The organism is Gilliamella apis, assembly GCF_030758615.1.
GTDB classification, from domain to species: domain Bacteria; phylum Pseudomonadota; class Gammaproteobacteria; order Enterobacterales; family Orbaceae; genus Gilliamella; species Gilliamella apis_A.
In genome coordinates, this window is record NZ_CP132381.1 from 2364182 (window position 1) to 2387347 (window position 23166).

Genomic DNA, 23166 nt, shown 5'->3' on the forward strand with positions numbered 1-23166 from the left:
TTAAATTGGTTGAGTCATCAAACCAACAGATTTGACACCTGCTGATTGAAGCAAATTTAAAGCCTTTATAATCTCTTCATAAGGAACTTGTTTCGCACCACCAACTAAAAAAACAGCTTTATCATTAAGCGACATTTGCTGCTTAACTTCCGCAACAATTTGCTCTTGAGGAATATTCGATTGTCGATTCTGATCTATAATAATTGCATACACCCCAACCCCAGATACTTCGATAATTATAGGTTTATTATCAGAAGGCGAAACAGTTTTTGATTCTGTTGCTTCTGGAAGATCAACTTCAACACTTTGGCTTATTATTGGGGCTGTAGCCATAAAAATCAACACCAATACTAATAATACATCTAACAAAGGTACAATATTGATCTCTGATTTGGTTGAATAACGTGAACGTCTGCTCATAATTATTTCCTAACAGCTACTGCTTGACGTTGTAAAATTGATGAAAACTCATCAATAAAATTCAAATAACTTTGTTCCATTCGACTTACACGCAATGATAATCGGTTATAAGCTAAAACAGCAGGAATCGCGGCAAATAAACCAATAGCGGTCGCAATTAACGCTTCAGCAATACCGGGAGCAACCATTTGCAATGTTGCTTGCTTGACCTCGCCAAGTGAAATAAAAGCATGCATAATTCCCCAAACAGTACCAAATAAACCAATATATGGGCTAATTGACCCTACAGTACCTAAAAAAGGTATATGCAATTCTAAATTGTCTAATTCACGATTCATCGCTAAACGCATTGAACGAGATGCGCCATCTAACGCTGCTTCTGGCATATTTGGATTAATTTGATATAAACGAGAAAACTCTTTAAATCCCGAATAGAAAATATGTTCTGTACCACAGATCTCTTCTTTATTGAATTTTGCTTTATCAAAGAGCACATTTAAGTCATCAGCAGCCCAAAAACTATTGTCAAATTGCTCAACTTGTTTTTTAGCCTTGCTTAAAACGCTACTACGTTGAAAAATAAAAGCCCAAGACATAACAGAAAACATGAGTAACAATAGCATAACGCCTTGTACTAAAAGTCCTGCCTGTAAAAATAGATCAATAATATTCACTTAAATTAACTCCAAAAATAATGACTTTGGAAGCGCACAAGGCTTCATTTTAGTCATATTGACACAAGCAATCACCACATCAGCACTGCTGATAATTTGCTTATTCTGGTTTAAAATTGTCTGTTTAAAAATAATAGACGCCTTACGAATTTGTTCAATCTTAGTGCTGATAGATAACATATCATCTAAACGTGCTGGAAAGTCGTAGCTAATATCCATCTTTTTAACAACAAAAGCAATACCTTCTTGCAGCAACTTTTGTTGACTAATATCAAGTTGCCTAAGCATTTCTGTTCTAGCTCGTTCAAAAAAAGCAAGATACCGAGCATGATACACTACTCCACCAGCATCTGTGTCTTCATAATAGACTCTTGCATTCCAACTGAATTGTTTCATATTGTTCGATCTAATTTAGCCTAAAAAATTGACCATATTATATATTAATATGAAATTCGCTGCACTATGATATAAAAATAGTTAAATGAAAACAATTATCATTTGTGAATTATTTATATTTCGTTCAGACCTATAAGTAAAAAGGTGACAATTTGCCACCTTTATATTCGTTATTTTATTATATTATTTATTGTTAGTTTCTTTTTCATTACTAGAATTTTCAACCAAAAGTCCAGTAACAACAGCTAACATACAAGCTGCAATTATTCCAATGAACCATAAAACGTAATACATAATTAATCCTTAATAAAGTGAATGTTTATTATTTTCAATATGGTTTTTATCTAAACGCCCAAACATTTTAATGTAAGACCAGATAGTGTAGAAAAGAACAATTGGTAAAAAGATTACTACAACACCAAACATAATATTAAGTGTTAATTGACTAGAAGTTGCATCCCAAATAGTCAAACTAGCGTTTGGCATAATGCTTGATGGCATAATGAATGGGAATGTTGCAATTCCATAGGTAAGTAATACACAAGCAATAGTTAGTGAAGAAGATAAAAACACTAAGCCATTTTTATTCATACTAGAAAAGAAAATAGTTAATAATGGTAATAATACGCCTAATGCTGGAACCGCCCATAAAATAGGATAATTCATGTAATTGTTTAACCATGAAGAATCTGTTGATACAGTTTTAACTAATGGATTTGATACTCCATTATGATCTATAGCACTTGTAATTTCATAGCCATGAATACCGAATGCAACCCAAACACCAGCCAATACAAAAGCAATTAGCATAATCAAACTTGCTATTTGCGTTGCTTTTCTCGCTCTTAAGTAAAGTTCACCTGAGGTTTTCATTTGCAACCAAGCACCGCCATGAGCAACGATTAACATCAAACTCACAATACCAGCTAATATTGCAAATGGATTCAATAATTCAAAGAATGAACCATCATAAAAAGCACGTTTACTAATATCAAATCTAAATGGTACACCTTCTAATAAATTGCCAAATGCAACCCCGAAAACAAGTGCTGGCACAAAACTACCGAAAAAGATTGCTATGTCCCACATATTACGCCATTTAGAATTTTCCAGTTTACTACGGTAATCAAAACCAATTGGTCTAAAGAATAGCGAACAGAGCACTAAAACCATCGCAATATAAAAACCTGAAAAAGATACCGCATAAGCCGTAGGCCATGCTGCAAAAATACCTGCACCACCGGTGATTAACCAAACTTGGTTACCATCCCAGTGTGGTGCGATTGCATTTATCATGATTCGGCGTTCAGTATCGGTTTTGCCAATAAAAGGTAATAAAATACCGACACCCATATCGAAGCCATCAGTGATAACGAAAGCGATTAAAACAACACTAATCAACACCCACCAGATGACGCGTACAATTTCGTAATCAATCATTGTATATACTCCCTATGCCTTATTCCGATATTGATTGTGTTTTTTCATAATGGTAGCTACCAGTACCTAATGAACTAGGCCCTAATCGTGCAAACTTAAACATCAAGAACAGTTCAGCAACCAAGAACAGAGTATAAAGTCCACAAATTAGCACCATAGTAAATAATACCTCACCTGCGGTTAGCGAAGAATTAGCGACACCTGTTGGTAAAATATCTTGAATTGCCCATGGTTGACGACCATATTCAGCAACAAACCAACCACATTCACATGCTAACCAAGGGAATGGTAAAGATAATAGAAGTAAACGATATAACCAACGTTTTTCACCAATTCGGCCTTTATAGGTTGTCCATACAGCAAGTCCAGTACCTAAAATCATTAATAAGCCCAAACCAACCATACCTCTAAATGCCCAGAACAGAGGCCATACAGTAGGAATTGAATCTTCAGTTGCAGCTTTAATATGTTGTTCAGTCGCTTCCGGAATTGTTAAATTATCACGATCAGTATAACGTTTAACTAAATAACCATAACCTAAATCAACTTTATTATCTTCAAAGGCTTTTAAGACAGTAGGATCCTGATCACCTTTCTGAATTTTTTCCAAATTCGTATAAGCGAGAATACCATTACGAATTCGAGTTTCATTATTAGTTAAGATATCTCTTAAACCAGTAACTTGGGTATCGAATGAACGAGTTGTCATGATTCCCATTATATAAGGAATTTCAAGAGCAAATAAATTTTCTTTCTTCTCTTGTGACGGGAACGCGATAACATTAAATGATGCAGGTGCAGGTTGAGTTTCCCATTCACCTTCAATTGCCGCAAGTTTTGCTGGTTGTACAGTTGTCAACTCATGACCAGCCTCATCCCCCATGATTGCGACAACAATTGACATAATAAAACCAAACACAGCTGCTACAGCGAAAGAACGTTTTGCAAAAGGCAAATCTCGTTTTTTTAGTAGATAATACGAACTAATACTTAAAACAAAGATTGCACCGGTTAAATATCCTGCTGCAACAGTATGAACAAACTTGTATTGTGCAACAGTATTAGTAATTAATTCAAAGAAACTGGCCATTTCCATACGAGAGGTAATTGGGTTAAAGTCTGAACCGATTGGAAATTGCATCCAACCATTGGCAACTAAAATCCAAAGTGCTGAGAAATTAGAACCAAAAGCTACACACCAGGTAACCATTAAATGTTTACCACGACTTAATCTATCCCAGCCAAAAAAGAATAAACCAACCATCGTTGATTCTAAGAAAAATGCCATTAATCCTTCAATCGCAAGCGGTGCACCAAATATATCACCAACATAATGCGAGTAATAAGACCAGTTAGTCCCAAATTGGAACTCCATGGTTAAACCGGTAGCAACACCAACGGCAAAATTAATACCGAACAGTTTACCCCAGAATTTAGTCATATCTTTCCAAACTTGCTTGCCACTAACCACATATACTGTTTCCATAATTGCAAGCATAAACGCCATACCTAACGTTAATGGAACAAAAATAAAATGATACATTGCGGTGAGTGCAAACTGAAGTCTTGATAATTCTACAATATCAAACATAATGTGCTCCCTTTATCCTTAAATACCCACAAATTTTTTGTCGTTATTTATTGTATTTTACAATATTATTGTAAAAATAAAACTTGATGAATGTCAAAAAAATGAAATTAAAGGTGTTTTTTTACCGTTTCACCGATTTCAGCCAAACTATTTACGACAATGATTCCTGCGGCTTGTAATGCTTTAGTTTTATCGGCAGCAGTCCCTTTATTTCCAGAAATGATTGCCCCAGCATGGCCCATACGTTTACCTACAGGTGCCGAAACACCAGCAATATAAGCGATAACAGGCTTAGTGACATTTTGTTTGATGTAATTAGCAGCTTCTTCTTCGGCACTACCACCAATTTCACCTATCATAACAATAGCCTCTGTCTTAGGATCTTGCTGAAGTAATTTTAGAATGGAGATAAAATCACTACCCGGAATAGCATCGCCGCCAATTCCAACACAAACTGATTGGCCTAATCCGATATCGGTAGTCTGTTTTACAGCTTCATAAGTCAAAGTACCCGAACGAGAAACAATACCTACTTTTCCTGCAAAATGAATATGTCCAGGCATAATACCTATTTTACACTCATCAGGTACAATAATTCCAGGACAATTAGGCCCTATCATAACAACATCATTTTCAACTAATTTTTGTTTAACGATAAGCATATCCAAAGTTGGAATACCTTCTGTAATACATACTATTAGTTTGATACCTGCATCAATCGCTTCTAAAATCGAGTCTTTACCAAATGCAGCAGGGACATAAATTACCGTTGCGGTTGCACCCGTTGCCAGAACGGCTTCTTTAACTGTATTAAACACAGGTAAGCCTAAATGCATGGTACCGCCTTTACCTGGCGTTACACCACCGACGATTTTTGTTCCATAAGCAATTGCTTGCTCACAATGGAAAGTACCTTGACTGCCTGTGAATCCCTGACAAATCACTTTTGTTTCTTTATTAATCAAAATTGACATAATAATTTTTCTCCACCCATCCTATTATTGTGCAACAGCAACAATTTGTTGGGCTGCATCGACTAAACCTTTTGCTGTGATAACATTCAATTCGCTTTTAGCCAAAATCTCTCTTGCTAGCTCAGCATTATTACCTTCAAGACGAACAACAACAGGCACGGTCAAACCTATCTCTTTAATTGCATCAATTATGCCATTAGCAATAAGATCACAACGAACAATACCACCAAAAATATTGACTAAAATGGCTTTGACATTTTTATCTGATAAAATTAATTTGAACGCTTCCGCTACGCGCTCTTTCGTTGTGCCACCACCTACATCTAAAAAGTTCGCTGGCTCACCACCATAAAGTTTGATCATATCCATAGTTGCCATCGCAAGGCCGGCACCATTAACCATACAACCGATATTACCTTCCAGTGAAACATAGCTAATGCCTTGTTTAGCTGCTATTGATTCACGTTCATCTTCTTGGGTTGTATCTCTTAATATTGCTAATTCAGGATGTCTAAACATAGCATTATCATCTAAAACAACTTTAGCATCTAAACAAATTAATTCTTGTGAATCAGTAATAACTAAAGGATTTACCTCAGCTAATGAAACATCATTATTGATAAAAAGATTAGCAAAATTGACAAATAATTTGGCAAATTGGTTGACGAGTTTACCGCTAAGACCGAGCTTGAATGCGAGCTCACGACCTTGATAGCCACATGGTCCTGTTAATGGATCAAGCGATATCTTGTGAATTAAATGCGGCGAGGTTTCAGCAACTTTTTCAATATCAACGCCACCTTCGGTCGATGCCATCACCACAATACGTTTGCTACTACGATCAATTACTGCACCTAAATAAAGCTCTTTAGCTATATTGGAGGCCTTCTCAATTAAAATCTGATTAACGGGTTGACCTTTAGATGTTGTTTGATAAGTGACTAAATACTGGCCTAGCCATTTTTCAGCAAAAAGCTTTATTTCATTAAAATCCTTAGTACAAATGACCCCGCCAGATTTACCTCGTCCCCCAGCATGAACTTGGCATTTTGCCACCCAAGCGCTCGTCGTTGTTTGCGAGGAAAGTTCAGCCAATGTATCTTGTATTTCATCGATAGAGTTACAAACATAACCTTCAGGCACTGGCAAATTATACTGTTTAAATAAGTGTTTCGATTGATACTCATGCAGGTTCATAAATAAATCCCAAAGCTTTGATTGCCAAAAATAGTGGCTAATTTTAATTCAAGATGTAAAGATTGTGTAGTAAATAATTACTTATGTTTATAGTAATTGAGAATTATTGCTGATAACTACCGACAATGATATACTCAAAAATATATTGATATTGTAAAAACAGTAAAGGTAAAAATATGACACAAGTTGGAATCTTTTTTGGTAGTGACACCGGTAATACAGAGAATGTAGCTAAACAAATCCAACAAATTTTAGGTACAGATAAAGCAGATCTTTTCGATATTGCAAAAACTACAAAAGAACATATCGAAAAATATGACTGCTTATTTTTTGGTATCCCAACTTGGTATTATGGCGAATCTCAAGCTGATTGGGACGATTTTTTCCCTAATTTGGAACAAATTGATTTTAATGGTAAAACTGTAGCAATTTTTGGCTGTGGTGATCAAGAAGATTACGCTGAATATTTTTGTGATGCGATGGGAACGATTCGCGATATTATCGAACCTAAAGGAGCAAAAATTGTTGGTCATTGGTCAACAGAAGGATACAGCTTTGAAGCATCGAAAAGTTTAGTTGATGATAATCATTTTGTTGGTTTAGCCATTGATGAAGATCGTCAACCAGAATTAACCGAAGAACGCATTAATAATTGGGTGAAACAAGTAAAAACCGAAATGAATATTTGATCTATCAAAGTGATTTATTTTATTTTCCGTACATATTTTTATAATATGTTTTATTAAACAACTCAACTGGAATGTAATATGACGAATCATGATAAAGATAATAATGCAGCACTGAAAAGTGCCGGCTTAAAGGTTACCTTACCACGATTAAAAATTTTAGAATTATTACGAGACCCTTCATGCCAACACATTACTGTAGAAGATCTTTATAAAAAACTACTTGATATGGGTGAAGAAATTGGCCTTGCAACGGTTTATCGAGTATTGAATCAATTTGACGATGCCGGAATTGTGACTCGACACAATTTTGAAGGTGGCAGAGCTGTTTTCGAACTTGCTTCACAAAAACACCACGATCATTTAATTTGTTTAGATTGTGGCGAAGTGTTTGAATTTCGAGATGAAACAATTAATCAACGTCAAAAAGAAATTGCAGAACAATATGGCGTTACCCTCACTTTTCATAGCTTATATCTTTACGGACATTGTAAAGCTGGTAACTGTAAAGCTCATCCCGAACTTCATACTAAAAAATAAGCCTATTTTATAGGCTTTTTTACTTATTGAGAATAATACATACTTTTATCTGTCAGGTTAATAATCACATGAAGCAGCTTTTAAATTTTATCCCACTTATCGTATTTTTTATATTTTTAACAATTTACGATATTTTTGTCGGCGTCCAAGCATTAATGATTGCCTCAACAATATCCTTTTTAATTATTCTTGTTATGTATAAAAAAATTGACAAAGTTGAGCTGATATCTTATCTGATGGTAATGATTTTTGGTGGCGTGACATTGTTAACTCGCGAACCTAATATTATCAAATGGAAAGTAACCATTATTAACTTTTTATTTGCTACTGCTTTATCTGTTAGTCAGTTTATTTTCAAGAAAAATCTTATACAAAAAATGTTAGGTAAAGAGATACAGCTTGATATAACAGTCTGGAATAAGTTGAATCTAATATGGATTGTATTTTTTATTGCCTGTGGAACTTTCAGTTTAATTGCAACATATTATGCAACAGATGACTTCTTCTGGATTTTTAAAGTATTTATTTTACCGGCTGTATCTTTAATAATGTCTTTGATCTCGGGTATTTATATTTACCGAAATATGAGTAAGGCCACTGACAACGGATAAAATTATATAGGTAGGAGTATTATCAACATGACACAAAATGACAACATCCCTAAGGGACAATTAGTATTACGAACCTTAGCTATGCCGGCAGACACTAATCCACATGGCCATATTTTTGGCGGATGGATCATGTCGCAAATGGACTTAGCTGGAGGTATTTTAGCTAAAGAAATTGCCAAAAGAAGAGTAGTGACAGTTAATGCAAGTAGTATTACTTTTCACAAACCGGCAATGGTTGGGGATGTAGTATGTTGTTATGCTCATTGTATAAAAACTGGCACTACCTCGATTACCATCGAGATTGAAGTTTGGATTAAAAAAGTAACCGATTCAGAAATTGCTACGCAGCGTTTTCGTATCACTGATGCTACTTTTACTTATGTTTCTGTAGATAAACACAATAATCCAAAACCTTTGCCAGAAATATTTCAACATTATGATTGTACTAAAGATCCTATTAGCAAATTAAACTTAACTTATAGCTGATAAATATGCAATTTACATCATTCCATGCATTAATAAGTACATTAATTTTTCTCGTTTACTGGTTGCTTATTGTGTCGACCACGCTACGTATTGTCTTCAAAAGAAGACCAACTACTTACGTGATTGCATGGATGTTGGTCATTTATATATTACCTATTATTGGCATTATTCTTTACTTCGCCTTAGGCGAAACCCATTTAGGGCAACAGCGAGCTAAGCGTGCGCAAAAAATGCGCCCAACGATCACCAAATTTATTAAGCAATTATGCGCTTTTCCTGATATTTTTACCGCTAAAGTCAGTCAAGTTAGTAAGCCTATTTTTCAACTTTGTAAACATCAAACAGGACTTGACGGTATAAAAGGCAATCATATTGAATTATTAAGTGATACCGACACCATTTTCAATCGTCTTATTGAAGATATCAATAATGCAAACTCCAACATAGAAATGGTTTTTTATATCTGGAATGAAGGCGGTAAAGCAGATGATGTTGAACAAGCACTAATACAAGCTACGCAAAGAGGCGTTACCTGTCGATTAATGATTGACTCAGCAGGAAGTAGACATTTTATTCGATCGAAAGCCTGCCAAAGAATGCGTGATGCAGGTATTATCATTATAGAGGCGTTACAAGTTAATCTATTAAGATTTATGTTTAGACGACTTGATTTGCGTCAGCACCGTAAGGTAGCCATTATAGATAATTATATCTCCTATACCGGAAGTATGAATATTGTTGACCCTAGATTCTTTAAACAAAACAAGCATGTTGGAGAATGGGTTGATATCATGATCAGAATGAATGGACCAGTTACTACCTTAATGGGAGCTATATATGCGAGTGATTGGGAACTTGAAACAGGGAAACATTTAGCTCTACCACAAATTACGGATTTTGCTGAACCACCAGAAGAAAAGAAACATATTATGCAGCTTATTCCTTCTGGTCCTGGTTATACCGAAAACATGATCCATCAAGTGTTATTGACAGCAATTTATTCTGCTCAAGAAAAAATTATTTTTACTACACCTTATTTAGTACCTAGTGATGATATTTTACATGCAATCTGCACTGCCGCCCAACGTGGTGTTGAGGTTATTATCATTACGCCGAAAAAGAACGACTCATTAATGGTAAAATGGGCTAGTCGCGCTTTCTTTTCAGAATTATTAAATAGTGGCGTTAAACTTTATCAATTTAATGATAATTTATTACATACAAAAAGTGTTCTAGTTGATAATCAACTTAGCCTAGTTGGAACCGTTAATTTAGATATGCGCAGTTTATGGTTGAATTTTGAAATCACTACTGTAATTGATGACGCTCAATTTGCCAAATCACTATCACAGCTACTAAAACAATATTTATCACAGTCAGAAGAAATTAATATCCAAAAATGGAATAAACGACCAATCTGGCAACGTGTGATTGAACGATTATTCTACTTTTTTGCCCCTTTACTCTAGGTAATTTTAGATAATTAACAGGCAAAAGAGCCCTTAATAGCCTTTTTGTGATATATCAGGTAGAAATTGATTATCCGCGATACGAAAAACTTTAGATTCAATCACCCCATCTTGATTAAGAATAATTTCTCGCCACCCAGGTGCATCTTCATTAGATAACTGAAAATCATAACAATTAGGTTTAAATTGAAAACATGTAGAAGGCGTCGAAAATGCATGACAATTATGCCAAATATGATCTTGTTGTTGGTGAATATGTCCCCAACCTACTCCTTTTATAATAGGATTATGCTTGATGATTTCTTCGAGTTTGTAACTATTTTTTAAAATATGCTCATCCAGCCAATCACAACCTGAGGAAATCGGATGATGATGCAAAAATACTAGTGCATTTTTATCGGCATGCGCAGTTAAAGTATTTTCTAAAAACTGCAATTCAGATTCAGGCAACATTCCATAAGCCTGCCCTACAACTTGACTATTTAATAACACAATTAACCAGTTATCGCCGAGTAATATACTTTTATTTTCAGCAAGTTGATAATTCGAAAATACCTCTTGCATATAACTATAGTTATCATGATTACCGGCTAACCAAACACACGGTGTAGCAAATTTTTGAATTTGCTCTGCAAAGCGTGCATATGATTTTTTAGCACCATCTTGGACAAAATCACCCGTTGCAACAATCAAATCAAATTTCTTATTGCTGCGCTCAATTTCAGAAATAACTGATAAAAAACTGGCATTTGACTTAACACCTAGCAATGCGCCATTATCATCAGCAAACAGATGTGTATCAGTAATATGCAGTATTTTTGCACAATGCTTATTACGTATTTGAAGCTTCAAAAGTGACTCCAAAATCTACCTCTATCATTTATTATATGAAATCATGCCAGTAATAGAATTGATATTGTGATCAACATCACAATTTTTATTTTAAATCATGATGTTATACTAAATTGTAAAATAAATTCTATTTTTAGGAAAGTAATAATTGCTTAGTTTAACAAAAAACTGCTTATTTCCACTCATTCTTTAGTGTTAGATGATTAAGTTGTAACCACTGTAGTGCAATAATTGAAGCGGCATTATTAATTACTCCTTCTTCAACCCATTTATACGCTTGTTCACGACTTACTACATGAACCTTAATATCTTCGTTTTCTTCGGCCAAACCATGTACACCTTTTGCGGTCGAAGAATCAACTTGACCAACCAAAATATGCAACTGCTCAGTTAAGCCGCCTGGTGAAGCTAAATAACTAATGATCGGCTTACATTGTCCAATAACAATACCTGCCTCTTCCATCGCTTCTCGTCTTGCTACTTCTTCAGTCGACTCATTATCATGATCCATCATGCCGGCAATTAATTCTAATATCCATGGGCTAGCTTGAGTATCAATAGCTGCGATACGAATTTGTTCTATAAGGACAACTTCATCTCGTTTATCATCATAAGCTAAAAGCACCACAGCATGACCGCGTTCTAGAATTTCACGCGAAACCATTTCGCTTACAGAACCATCAAACTTACGATATTGAAAACGATATTCAAACAACGAGAAAAAACCTTTATATAAAATTCGTTTAGTTAAATTAAACACATCTTTTTTGTTAAAAATTACTGGGGTAGATTTATATTTCATATTAAGTTCTCGATTTTAAGCTAAATTTTAATAAAAAGTGCGAATAACCAATATGGGCACTTTCTATATGCTAATTATCTGTTAAAATTACGCAATTGAAAAATATTATTCTATTTTATTGCTTTTAAAGAGAAAGATTGATGAAAAAAACTTTAACCTTTTTAATTGGCTTAGCATTAAGTCAATCTGTGTTTGCTGAAAACTTAGTTCAAGTTTATGAACAAGCAAAAGAAACCAATCCAGACTTACGCAGTTCATTGGCTGAAAAAGATAAAGCTTATTCAGCAATTTCAGGTTCTCGTGCAAGTTTACTTCCGCAAGTTGGTCTAAGTGCTTCTTATGGTGTAACGCATGGGCGTCGAGAGAGCAGCGGAAAGAACAGTAAAAACGGTAGCTTATATCAAGTCGCCATATCGCAAAGTATCTTCAATTTTTCTAATTGGAAAGCTTTAGATATCACAAAAAAACAAGCAACTATTGCAGATATTTCTTATCAATATCAAGGCCAAACATTGATTTTAAACACTTCTGTAGCTTACTTTAATGTACTTAAATGTCTTGATGCATTAAGCTTTATCGATGCACAGAAAAAAGCAATTGGTCGTCAATTAGAACAAACTCGCCAACAACATAAAGTTGGTTTAGTTGCCATTACAGACGTACAAAATGCACAAGCAAACTACGATTTAACAGTAGCGCAACAAGTTAATGCATTAAATGACTTAAATAACGCTATTGAAGCATTGCGTCAAGTTAGTGGTCGCTTTTACTCTAAGCTAGCAAGTGTTGATACCAAAACCTTTAAAACTCAAGCGCCAACACAAATTAATACATTGCTAAAACAATCTGAAACAGCCAATCTTAACTTATTAACTATGAAGTTAAATCAAGAGATTGCTCGTGATCAAATAAAAATGGCACAATCAGGTTATATGCCTACAGCAAGTCTTGATGCATCAACTAACTTAAATAAATCTGATAGTTATGGTAATAAAAATTATCAACGACATACCGCTGGGAAAACATATTCAGGTGATAACAAAATTGGAGTTAGTGTAAGCTTACCGCTTTTCTCTGGTGGCGCGACCGTTTCACAAGTTCAACAAGCACAGCATAATTTTGTCAGTTTTAGTGAAAAACTTGAAAGTACTAATCGTAGTGTGATTAACCAAGTTCGTTCATCTTATAACAATATTTCGTCATCAATTAGTGCGATTAGAGCATATCAACAAGCGGTTGTTTCTGCACAAAGTTCATTAGAAGCTACATCTTCTGGTTATCAAGTAGGTACGCGTACCATTGTTGATGTACTTAATGCCACCACACAACTTTATAGCTCAAAACGAAATCTATCTGATGCTAAATACAACTATTTAACGAGTTTACTACAGTTGAAATATGCTGTTGGTACTTTAACTGCAAATGATTTAGTTTACTTAAACAACATGTTAGGTAAAGAAGTTAGTACTATTGCAACAATAAAATAATAAATTATAAAGTTAAATTAGACATAAAAAAGCGATCATCAGATCGCTTTTTCTATTTTGGGTGATTAATTTATCTAATTTAATTCAATTACTAAGTGTATTGCAATATTTATCAAGACATAGCATTAACCATAAACTCAATAAAAATATTAAGTTTAGGTAACCTTTGCTTATCTGCTGTATATAAAATATGAGTTTCTCTAGGCGGTGGCAAAAAATCTTGTAAAATAGGAATTAATTTGCTTTGTTTTATCGACTCATTCAATACTGACTCAGGTAACATCGTGATACCTAATCCTTCAATAGCGGCTGCAGCCAATGCAGTGGTATTATTACTTTGAAATGCGCCAGAAATAGCGATATTAGTTAACTTACCATTGATAGTAAATGGCCAAAAATTATCTTTTTTGGTCGGAGTGACATATTGATAAATTAAGCATTGATGTTTCTTCAAATCATCAGGTATTGATGGTATGCCATTCTGAGCTAAATAGCTTGGTGAAGCAGCAAAAATCAGCTGTAAGTCACTTAGTTTACGAGCAATTAAACTTGAATCATTTAACGAGCCAATTCGAAACACCACATCAAAATCATCTTTAACTAAGTCAACATAACGATCGCTTAATTGCATATCAATATTCACTTTCGGATAACATTTCATAAAGCGACTTATTACTGGTATCAAATTAAATTGACCATAACTAATCGGGGCACTAATCCTTAACCTTCCTTTAGGCTCTTGGCTAAATTGTTGGGCTAATGATTTTGTGCTTTTGATTTCACCTAGAATAAACAAACATCGTTCATAATACTGTTTGCCAAATTCAGTTAAATGTTGCGATCTTGTCGTTCGATTAAGCAATTTCAGACCCAAATAATTTTCTAAAAAAAGAATATATTTAGCAATCATTTGTGGGGAGGTATTTAATGAAATTGACGTTGCAGCAAAAGAGCCTGTTTTTACTGTTATAACAAATGCTTCCATACATTTAACTAAATCCATATTGGTAACCCTCAGTTGTTAATAAATCAATTTTTATATTATTTATTGTCATTTTATCAATGAATATAATATAGATCTTCAATTAAATACGGAAATTTAGTGAGCATATAATCATCATTAAACAAAGTTTTGCTGATTAAATTTGCATAACTATTTTTATGTCAGCTAATTATCTAGTGATGTCAACTCATTAAAATATAGCTACCAATCTAAGTAACAAAAGGATTAAAAATGGAAAATAAAAAATTTACTCTTATCACTGGCGCTAGCTCAGGAATAGGTTATGCAACAGCAATCGCATTTGCCAAAAGAAACAAAAATCTGATCGTAATTGCTCGAAGAAAAGAAAATTTAGAATCATTACAGCAACAAATTGCAGAGATAAATCCAAAAATTGAAGTTATTATAAAAGTTTACGATTTAACCAACATACAGTCTAATTATAATTTATTTAATGAATTAGAAAATTATTTTATCGAAACTTGGGTTAATAATGCCGGTTTTGGTCATTATGGCAGTGTAAACGATCAAGATTTAACAAAGATTGAATCAATGCTGCATTTAAATATTGAAGCATTAACCATTCTATCAACGCTTTATGTACGTAAATATAAAGATCAAGCAAATACTCAGTTGATTAATATATCATCTCGAGGTGGCTATACTATTGTGCCAAATGCTGTTACCTATTGTGCCACTAAATTTTATGTTAATGCTTTCACTGAAGGGCTTGCCCAAGAACTGATACAGGCTAAGGCTCAATTAAGAGCAAAAGTACTAGCTCCGGCCGCAACACAAACGGAATTTGGCAAAAAAGCCAATAATGTTGATAAATATGATTATGATAAAAGTTTTGCTAAATATCATTCTGCTGATCAAATGGCTGAGTTTTTATTAGCCCTTTATGATAGCGACAAAATCATTGGCGAGATCAGCACGAAGGATTTCTCATTCAGTTTAAAAAATAATATATTACCTTATTCGGGTAATCCAGCAGAAAATCAGAAATAAATAATTAATAACAATTAAAGTTATTTATATAAAGGATTTTGGGGTTTCAAAAACCCCGTTCCTCAATTTTTTGTTATTTTAGTTTCGGACGTTTTGTTGTTTAGTGGTTGGTTTTATATGGTGATTACGTCCGAGTAAAGAGCATTTGAGCGAACTCTCTTTATCAATTCACGCGGCGACTAAGCAAATGGTCACAATGTAACTGCCTTCCGCCTTCGTTCGCTGTTAACGCACCGGCGGTGATTTGTTCCTGACAAACAACAAGCCAGCCAAACATCTATGTTTGCCATGCTAATCTCTCTCAGTTGTCAGCACATTGCTCCTATCCTTATTTTTTAGTCCTTAGTCATTGAGCTGTTGAGTTGAAGATATGAAAAATAGCGTTAGGACATTAAAAAATAATTGCCTAGCAAGGCAATGCCCGTAGTAGCTCGAACTAAAGTGATACACATAACCCGTGCGCGAGAAAAACGACAAACGGGTTATTACTATTTGCATCACTCGTCCAATAAGAATTACTACCAAAGCCAGCACCTGTGTAAGTGTACATGCTCCCCCATTCTGGGAAGAACCCTGCTTCAATATGACGCTGGTATATATCATTAGGTGACGATGATTTAACACCGACAGCATCTTGACACTTCCAAGAACTTGAATCCTGACAAATCGTATTAGTTAAATCCTTAACAGTAGGCACCCGATAATCACCAATTTTTGTACACCACGACGATGTACTCGAATAAGTGTAATAAACCTTACCACGATTGACGAACCACTGCTTTAATACAAAACCATACTTGACAACCGCTTTACCTTTTCTATCACGACCAACTAACTCGAAAGTCTGAGGCAAAGATGGCCTTTTGATACGACGTGGATTATCTGAACGCTGTTGCGAAGAGTCTGTAACGGCAGGACCAGTTAGGGTGACACGAACGCTATTTTTTGTTGATTTGGTCATCTTAGCCTTAATATCACCATTAGGAGAAACCGCCTTCCAATATAAGGCCTGATTATTACCTGCAATATCCAAATCAAAAAACAAATTATGAGCGCCAGTAGTCGGAAAGTTTAAACCATAAGACGATGGCGTAACTGACTGAGTAAGAAATCCTTTATTAGGGTTCCAAATGTTAGCAGGACCAGTGTAATATGAAGAACCATTAACCAAGTTAGGCTTGACAAAACAAATCACTGGTGTTGCCTTAGGATTAATATAATAAGTGGCATTACTGGCACTAAAACGACTTTCATTAGGTATACCATAACGTGTTTTTAATGTACCACCAGTATTAGATAAGGTTAATTTATACGGGGACTTACAAATAGTCAGCACTTCATTACGGGCGACAGCCTGATTATATTTATCAACAATGGTTAAGCTTAAACTACCTGTCGCGGTTATATCATTAATCCCCTGACCATCACCATCATCATCACCCCAATAATTATAAGGCGTACCAATAAGTGAACTTAATGCAATAGAATTAGTATTTGTTGGCACTAACATACCAATATCCGCAAAAGTTTGGCCCGCAATAGGCAATTCAATTGGTTTTGTTATACTGGAATTAGTATCCGATGGTGTATATTGTTCACCATTAGATAAAAATATTCCAAGCAGACCGTCAGTATCAGTCATTCGTGTACGCCCTCCATCAAACGTTAAATATGGGGCTGAGCCATGTATGATATTAGCAGTTTCAGAGGTTAATGCGTGATTAGAAAAAGAGATAGGTAATAAAACAACCATAGTTAACACAAAAAAAACTTGCCGAGATAAAAAAGCTAAACCAATAAATTTTGAAAAATTTTGCCGAAGTTGCTGGAAAAATAAACTATAGTGAAGTACTAGACGATGCGAGCTTAACTTTACTAACGTTAATTTAGAGATTGGACAGGTTTGGTGTTGTAAATTATAATACATACCCGAAGCCGTTATTAACCTAATGATTTGTTTGAAATTTTAAATCCTTTTGCATAAAAACTCATCCATTCATATAAATATTTTATAAAAGTATAGTGATTGAAAAAAACCATGCAACCTATTTTAACCGTTTAATTGTTAACTTTTGTAAAGTTTAATGCAATATTACGTCTTAAAATCTATTTTTTTGTTCGTTGAGTTTCGGACGTTTTACTGTTTTGTGGCAAGTTCTGTATGGTGATTACGTCCGAGTAAAGCACATTTGAGCAACTCTCTTTACCAACTCCCGCGGCGACTACGCAAATGGTCACAATGTAACTGCTTTCCACCTTCGTTCGCGTTTAAAGCACCTTCTGTGCTTTGTTCCTGATAAACCAATAACCTGGCCAAACTTTCCTGTTTGTCATGCTAACATCTCTCTGTTGTCAGCATGTTGCTGATGTTGCTAAAATAATTACACCAAACTGATTTATAAAAATAAACTTTTATTATTGGCACTAACAAATTCTATAACCACTTTAGCAATTCATTGGCTAGATTTTGACTTAAAAAAACCCGTTCCTCAAAATTTTTTATTTAAATTCTGAAATATTTTAACGATATATGATGAAAACTATAGTGACTAGTTGGTTATTGGTTCTTGAATATTATCGGGATTCTGATTAACTATAGCAATTAAATGGGATTTTATTCGCTTTGAAGGCAAAACTAAAATGGTTGCAAATTATTATTTTAGCAAACAATCAATTGAGTAACAGAACAAACTTATACTTGTAATATTATTTTATTTAAGCATCTTAACAAGCCTAATAGCTTGTTAAGATACAGATTAAAGAATTGATTACATATCTTTACGAGATTCGCATCCCCGGTTTAGCACCACTATCTGGTGATAATAGATAAACACCTTCATTGTCATCTTTACCACTAGCACAAAGCACCATACCCTCTGAAACACCAAAACGCATTTTACGAGGTGCCAAGTTAGCAATCATAATGGTTAAACGGCCGATTAATACTTGCGGATCTGGGTAGTATTGTTTAATTCCGGAAAAGACGTTTCGGGTTTCATCGCCAATATCTAGCGTTAATTGCAATAATTTATCTGAGCCTTCCACAAAACTGGCGTTTTTGATTAAGGCAACGCGCATATCTACTTTAGCAAAATCGTCAAAATTTATAGTTTCCGCAATTGGTTCGGCTACCTTTTCTTTTGCTGGTGTGGTTGCTGCCGCTTGCTGTTTAGTTTCTTCAATCATGGCTGTGATTTTATCCATATCAATTCGGTTGAATAACGCTTTAAAACTGTTAATTTTATGACCGGTTAAGGCTTTATCAATTGTATGCCATTGTAATTGACTATTTAAAAATGCTTCACTACGTTCAGCTAATGAAGGTACGATAGGTTTTAAATAGGTCATTAAAATACGGAATAAATGGATCCCCATTGAACAAATATCTTGTAACTGCTGATCTTGCCCTTCTTGTTTAGCAACCACCCACGGCGCTTTTTCATCAATGTAGCGGTTAGCTTCGTCAGCTAAAGCCATAATTTCACGTACCGCTTTACCTGATTCTCGTTTTTCAAAAGCATCAGCAATAACTTGCGATTTTTCCACAAATAAGGCGTAAAGTTCTGGTGCAGCAATATTATCAGATAATTTGCCGTCGAATCTTTTACTGATAAATCCAGCCGAACGCGATGCGATGTTAACCACTTTATTCACCAAATCGCTATTAACTCGTTGAACAAAATCTTCAAGATTAAGATCGATATCATCAATATGTGGCGACAATTTAGCGGCATAATAGTAACGTAAACAATCTGGATCCAAATGTTTTAGATAGGTACTTGCTTGAATAAAAGTACCACGTGATTTTGACATTTTAGCGCCATCAACGGTTACATAACCGTGTACAAAAATATTTGATGGTTTGCGATGTTCACTACCATCTAACATTGCTGGCCAAAACAAACTATGGAAATAAACAATATCTTTACCAATAAAATGATAAAGCTCTGTCGTTGAATCTTTATTCCAGAATTCATCAAAAATCGCTTTATTATTTTTATTACAATAGTTAAGGAAAGAGCCCATATAGCCAATTGGCGCATCTAACCAAACATAAAAATATTTACCTGGCGCATCAGGAATTTCAAAACCAAAATATGGTGCATCACGACTGATATCCCAAGGTTGTAAACCAGCTTCAAACCATTCTTGCATTTTATTAGCAACTTGTTCTTGTAAAGTCCCTGAACGTATCCAAGTTTGTAACATTGTGGCAAACTCAGGTAAATCAAAGAAGAAATGCTCAGATTGTTTCAAAATTGGCGTCGCACCAGAAACAACCGATTTAGGATCAATTAAATCAGTAGGATTATAAGTAGCACTACAAACCTCACAATTGTCACCATATTGGTCTGCGGCTTTACAACGAGGACATGTACCTTTTACAAAACGATCAGGTAAAAACATCTGTTTTTCAGGGTCGAACAGTTGTGAAATAACCTTCGTTTTAATATAACCATTCTCTTTTAAACGTTTATATATTTGTTCTGATATTTCACGATTTTCAGGGCTATGGGTTGAATGATAATTATCAAAACTAATGTTAAATCCGGCAAAATCACGTTGGTGTTCGACTTTTACTTCCGCGATCATCTGCTCAGGAGTAATGCCTAATTGCTGAGCTTTTAGCATAATCGGCGTTCCATGCGCATCATCGGCACAAATAAAATAGATTTCATTACCACGCATGCGCTGGTAGCGAACCCATACATCAGCTTGAATATGTTCAAGCATATGACCTAAGTGAATTGAACCGTTTGCGTATGGAAGCGCACAAGTCACCAATATTTTGCGTTGAGTTGTCATGTTAAATTATTACCTTTAATTTCATAATGGCAGAAATAGTACAACAATCGTGTGATTATCGCTAGATTTATGCCATAATTTGCCTAAATTTCTTTATAAAACCAATCAATTTTGAACTGGTTGTGTTTTTATTGGAATGTAAAAAAGATAATTTTGTAATTTATTGTCCATTAAAGTTATTGATAATATCTATAACAAATTGAAGTAAAATAACTAAATATATACCAACGAGTTAGATACAAGGTCTATTAACATGGAAGCAAAAAAAATTCTTGAAAATTTTCGTCACCCTACTCTACAGAAAAATTTGATTGAACTTGGGGCTATTTCCCAATGTGAACGGGTTAATCAAGAACTAATGATTAGCTTGACCATGCCTTTTGCTTGGCAAACTGGTTTTGAAGATCTGAAAACAACAGTTACGCCATTATTACTTGAATTAGATGAAGTTGAAAATGTGAATTGGAATATTAACTATAATATTGCCACATTAAAGCGAGCAAATAGTCATCATGCTATTAATAATATCAAAAATATTATTGCGATAAGTTCCGGTAAAGGGGGAGTTGGTAAATCCTCAACTGCAGTTAATTTAGCTTTAGCGTTACAAAAACAAGGGGCTAAAGTGGGTATTTTAGATGCTGATATTTACGGCCCGTCAATCCCAACAATGCTTGGCACTGAAAAAGAACAACCATTAACGCCTGACAATAAACATATGTCAGCGATTATGGCTTATGGCCTTGCTAGTAATTCTATTGGCTATTTAGTTGATGCCGATGGTGCGATGGTTTGGCGAGGACCAATGGCAAGTAAAGCGCTTTTGCAAATTTTACAAGATACACTCTGGCCTGAACTTGATTATTTGGTTATTGATATGCCTCCAGGCACTGGTGATATCCAATTAACATTGGCACAAAACATTCCTGTTACAGCAGCAGTTATTGTTACCACACCACAAGATATTGCATTAATTGATGCGCAAAAAGGCATCACGATGTTTAATAAAGTAAATATTCCAACCATTGGTATTATTGAAAATATGAGTTATCACATCTGTGAAAATTGTGGACACCATGAAGCGATTTTTGGTGAGGATGGAGCTAAGCGATTAGCTGAAAAATACCAAACAAAATTACTTGGTCAAATGCCGCTTCATCGTTTATTACGCCAAGATCTCGATTCTGGACAACCTACAGTAGTCAACCATCCTGATAGTGAATTTACACAACTATATTGTAATATTGCCGCACAAGTTGCTAGTCAACTGTATTGGCAAGGAGAAACAATTTTGCCAGATATATCATTTAAGGCGTTATAACGGAAATTTATATTGGTTGTTAAAGAATAACAACCAATATAAATAAATCATTTAGTTGTCCATTAACACCCTATAGTTATAGAAATTGATTTAGTTCAGCTTTTGCTTTAGCTAATTGCTCAATAAATGCCGAATTAGTATGTAATTGTGCAACTACTGCCGCCGCCATGACTCTTGCAGCATCAACGTCACTTTGCCAATGATAACCACAAATAACTCGGCTTTCACCAACTTCGTAACCTCGTTTTAAAATTTCATTTTGCCGTTCTGGATGTATTTCAGCTAAAACTAAGGCTATAGCGAATCCCATTGTAGTATGTCCGGAAGGATATGAGCCATTAGTCGATAATGTTTTTTCGTCTTCTGGTCGACAAGTGGCTTCATTAAAGAATGAGAATGGTCTAATGCGGTTGTAATACTGTTTAGCCGATCGAGTAGCAAGATCACCAGCATCTTCTTTCATTGTGGTAATAAGTTTATAAATCTCAGGCGAGGTATCAATTGAAATATCATATCCAAAAGCGGCTGAAAACTGTTTAGTAACATTATTTTTACTCGAATCAGCATCAAGATAAGCTTGTTTACCTCGCTCAGTATTTCTCATAGATTTTCCCCAATCATACATTGCTTTATCTCTTAAAAAATCAACGCTATTAAATGCAGGCGGTGATGGTAGCAAATGTAAACTATCTGGTGCTTGTTCTTGGGTAAGATAAAAATCATTCGGATTCGTGGTTACATCTTTAACGTCAATGGCATAGACACTAAAACAAAATAAAATAGATACTACTAATAAATATAAAAAATTTTTACGCATAGATATCTCCTAAGTACTATTTTAATTAGTGATGACAACGCAACTTAATAGAACAAATAAAGAAACAACAAGTTTTATATATAATGAGATTAGCAATAATTATTATAAATACAGCACTGTTTGATAATAAAACAGTAAACATTAGTTAGCAAAAATATTTTTATGAAGAACAGCACATTACTATTTATTACTTAAGATTTTTGATAACCGAATAATTTATGGCGATGGATAAACATATTGTATAATATCCCGACTATGAATATCGCTATTAAGAGATAATTTTATCCTTGAACATAAAAAATACTGCTCCGAGCAAACATAAACCCGCCCAAATATAATCGGTTTTAAATGATTCTTTTAGAATGTAAACTGAAAAGGGAATAAATACAGACAAACTAATCACTTCTTGAAGTATCTTTAATTGCCCGGCACTGGCGACTTGAAAGCCAATCCGATTTGCAGGGACTTGTAGTAAATATTCAAACAGTGCAAAACCCCAACTGATAAATACGGCGACAATCCAAACTTGATTATGCAAAAACCGTAAATGACCGTACCAAGCAAAAGTCATAAAAATATTACA

The 23166-nt window shown here is 34.6% G+C and carries 23 protein-coding genes; 8 read left to right on the plus strand and 15 right to left on the minus strand.

Annotated features, from left to right (window positions below; translation table 11 throughout):
• The 8 genes from tolR to sucC form a co-directional block, all read right to left on the minus strand.
• Window positions 1-420, minus strand: a complete 420-nt coding sequence (gene tolR / locus RAM17_RS10905) for a colicin uptake protein TolR (protein ID WP_086364301.1) — start codon at window positions 418-420, stop codon at window positions 1-3.
• 2 nt (window positions 421-422) lie between these two features.
• Complete coding sequence (gene tolQ / locus RAM17_RS10910; protein ID WP_232350151.1) at window positions 423-1043, minus strand: protein TolQ; 621 nt, start codon at window positions 1041-1043, stop codon at window positions 423-425.
• Window positions 1044-1094: 51 nt separating this feature from the next.
• Window positions 1095-1490, minus strand: coding sequence for a tol-pal system-associated acyl-CoA thioesterase (gene ybgC, locus RAM17_RS10915; RefSeq protein ID WP_110447261.1), 396 nt, complete (start codon window positions 1488-1490; stop codon window positions 1095-1097).
• A gap of 183 nt (window positions 1491-1673) precedes the next feature.
• The gene (locus RAM17_RS12640; RefSeq protein WP_110447260.1) at window positions 1674-1784 is read right to left on the minus strand and encodes a cytochrome bd oxidase small subunit, CydX/CbdX family; all 111 of its coding nucleotides are present in this window, start codon (window positions 1782-1784) and stop codon (window positions 1674-1676) included.
• A gap of 9 nt (window positions 1785-1793) precedes the next feature.
• Window positions 1794-2930 carry a cytochrome d ubiquinol oxidase subunit II gene (gene cydB / locus RAM17_RS10920; protein WP_110447259.1) on the minus strand — a complete coding sequence of 379 codons (1137 nt, stop codon included), beginning with the start codon at window positions 2928-2930 and terminating at the stop codon, window positions 1794-1796.
• A 19-nt stretch (window positions 2931-2949) separates the two neighbouring features.
• Window positions 2950-4521, minus strand: a complete 1572-nt coding sequence (locus RAM17_RS10925) for a cytochrome ubiquinol oxidase subunit I (RefSeq protein ID WP_110447258.1) — start codon at window positions 4519-4521, stop codon at window positions 2950-2952.
• A gap of 107 nt (window positions 4522-4628) precedes the next feature.
• Window positions 4629-5495, minus strand: a complete 867-nt coding sequence (gene sucD, locus RAM17_RS10930) for a succinate--CoA ligase subunit alpha (RefSeq protein ID WP_110447257.1) — start codon at window positions 5493-5495, stop codon at window positions 4629-4631.
• 24 nt (window positions 5496-5519) lie between these two features.
• On the minus strand, window positions 5520-6692 hold the full coding sequence (sucC, locus tag RAM17_RS10935; protein ID WP_110447256.1) for an ADP-forming succinate--CoA ligase subunit beta: 1173 nt from the start codon (window positions 6690-6692) through the stop codon (window positions 5520-5522).
• Window positions 6693-6868: 176 nt separating this feature from the next.
• Here sucC and fldA point away from each other — a divergent pair, with 176 nt between their 5' ends.
• From fldA to cls, 5 genes are all read left to right on the plus strand, one after another.
• Complete coding sequence (fldA, locus tag RAM17_RS10940; RefSeq protein ID WP_110447255.1) at window positions 6869-7381, plus strand: flavodoxin FldA; 513 nt, start codon at window positions 6869-6871, stop codon at window positions 7379-7381.
• A gap of 78 nt (window positions 7382-7459) precedes the next feature.
• Window positions 7460-7918, plus strand: a complete 459-nt coding sequence (gene fur / locus RAM17_RS10945; protein WP_086364310.1) for a ferric iron uptake transcriptional regulator — start codon at window positions 7460-7462, stop codon at window positions 7916-7918.
• Window positions 7919-7986: 68 nt separating this feature from the next.
• Window positions 7987-8529 (plus strand): inner membrane-spanning protein YciB, encoded by a 543-nt coding sequence (locus tag RAM17_RS10950; protein WP_110447254.1) that lies wholly within the window; start codon window positions 7987-7989, stop codon window positions 8527-8529.
• Between the two features lie 27 nt (window positions 8530-8556).
• Window positions 8557-9015, plus strand: coding sequence for an acyl-CoA thioester hydrolase YciA (gene yciA / locus RAM17_RS10955; RefSeq protein ID WP_110447253.1), 459 nt, complete (start codon window positions 8557-8559; stop codon window positions 9013-9015).
• Between the two features lie 5 nt (window positions 9016-9020).
• Entirely contained in the window at window positions 9021-10484 is a 1464-nt protein-coding gene (gene cls / locus RAM17_RS10960; protein ID WP_110447252.1) for a cardiolipin synthase, read from the plus strand.
• 33 nt (window positions 10485-10517) lie between these two features.
• Here cls and cpdA read toward each other — a convergent pair whose 3' ends face one another.
• Both cpdA and nudF read right to left on the minus strand, forming a co-directional pair.
• Window positions 10518-11336: a 3',5'-cyclic-AMP phosphodiesterase gene (cpdA, locus tag RAM17_RS10965; protein ID WP_181414624.1), complete on the minus strand. Its 819-nt coding sequence runs from the start codon at window positions 11334-11336 to the stop codon at window positions 10518-10520.
• A gap of 172 nt (window positions 11337-11508) precedes the next feature.
• Entirely contained in the window at window positions 11509-12138 is a 630-nt protein-coding gene (gene nudF / locus RAM17_RS10970; protein ID WP_110447250.1) for an ADP-ribose diphosphatase, read from the minus strand.
• A gap of 140 nt (window positions 12139-12278) precedes the next feature.
• On the opposite strand from nudF, the gene tolC reads away from it, so the two are divergent.
• Complete coding sequence (tolC, locus tag RAM17_RS10975; protein WP_110447249.1) at window positions 12279-13625, plus strand: outer membrane channel protein TolC; 1347 nt, start codon at window positions 12279-12281, stop codon at window positions 13623-13625.
• A 112-nt stretch (window positions 13626-13737) separates the two neighbouring features.
• Here tolC and RAM17_RS10980 read toward each other — a convergent pair whose 3' ends face one another.
• A complete protein-coding gene (locus RAM17_RS10980) occupies window positions 13738-14628 on the minus strand; it encodes a LysR substrate-binding domain-containing protein (RefSeq protein ID WP_110447248.1) in 891 nt (296 codons plus the stop codon).
• 231 nt (window positions 14629-14859) lie between these two features.
• Between RAM17_RS10980 and RAM17_RS10985 the strand changes: the two genes are divergently transcribed.
• Window positions 14860-15639 carry an SDR family NAD(P)-dependent oxidoreductase gene (locus RAM17_RS10985; protein WP_110447247.1) on the plus strand — a complete coding sequence of 260 codons (780 nt, stop codon included), beginning with the start codon at window positions 14860-14862 and terminating at the stop codon, window positions 15637-15639.
• Window positions 15640-16075: 436 nt separating this feature from the next.
• Here the strand turns inward: RAM17_RS10985 and RAM17_RS10990 are convergent, their stop codons facing one another.
• Together RAM17_RS10990 and metG are read right to left on the minus strand one after the other, a co-directional pair.
• Complete coding sequence (locus tag RAM17_RS10990; protein ID WP_110447246.1) at window positions 16076-17566, minus strand: hypothetical protein; 1491 nt, start codon at window positions 17564-17566, stop codon at window positions 16076-16078.
• Between the two features lie 851 nt (window positions 17567-18417).
• Window positions 18418-20445, minus strand: a complete 2028-nt coding sequence (metG, locus tag RAM17_RS10995; protein ID WP_110447245.1) for a methionine--tRNA ligase — start codon at window positions 20443-20445, stop codon at window positions 18418-18420.
• Between the two features lie 253 nt (window positions 20446-20698).
• Here metG and apbC point away from each other — a divergent pair, with 253 nt between their 5' ends.
• Window positions 20699-21766 (plus strand): iron-sulfur cluster carrier protein ApbC, encoded by a 1068-nt coding sequence (gene apbC / locus RAM17_RS11000; protein WP_110447244.1) that lies wholly within the window; start codon window positions 20699-20701, stop codon window positions 21764-21766.
• Window positions 21767-21842: 76 nt separating this feature from the next.
• Here the strand turns inward: apbC and RAM17_RS11005 are convergent, their stop codons facing one another.
• The gene (locus RAM17_RS11005) at window positions 21843-22583 is read right to left on the minus strand and encodes an acid phosphatase (RefSeq protein WP_110447243.1); all 741 of its coding nucleotides are present in this window, start codon (window positions 22581-22583) and stop codon (window positions 21843-21845) included.
• 268 nt (window positions 22584-22851) lie between these two features.
• Window positions 22852-23154, minus strand: a complete 303-nt coding sequence (locus RAM17_RS11010; RefSeq protein WP_110447242.1) for a DMT family protein — start codon at window positions 23152-23154, stop codon at window positions 22852-22854.
• Window positions 23155-23166: the final 12 nt, after the last annotated feature.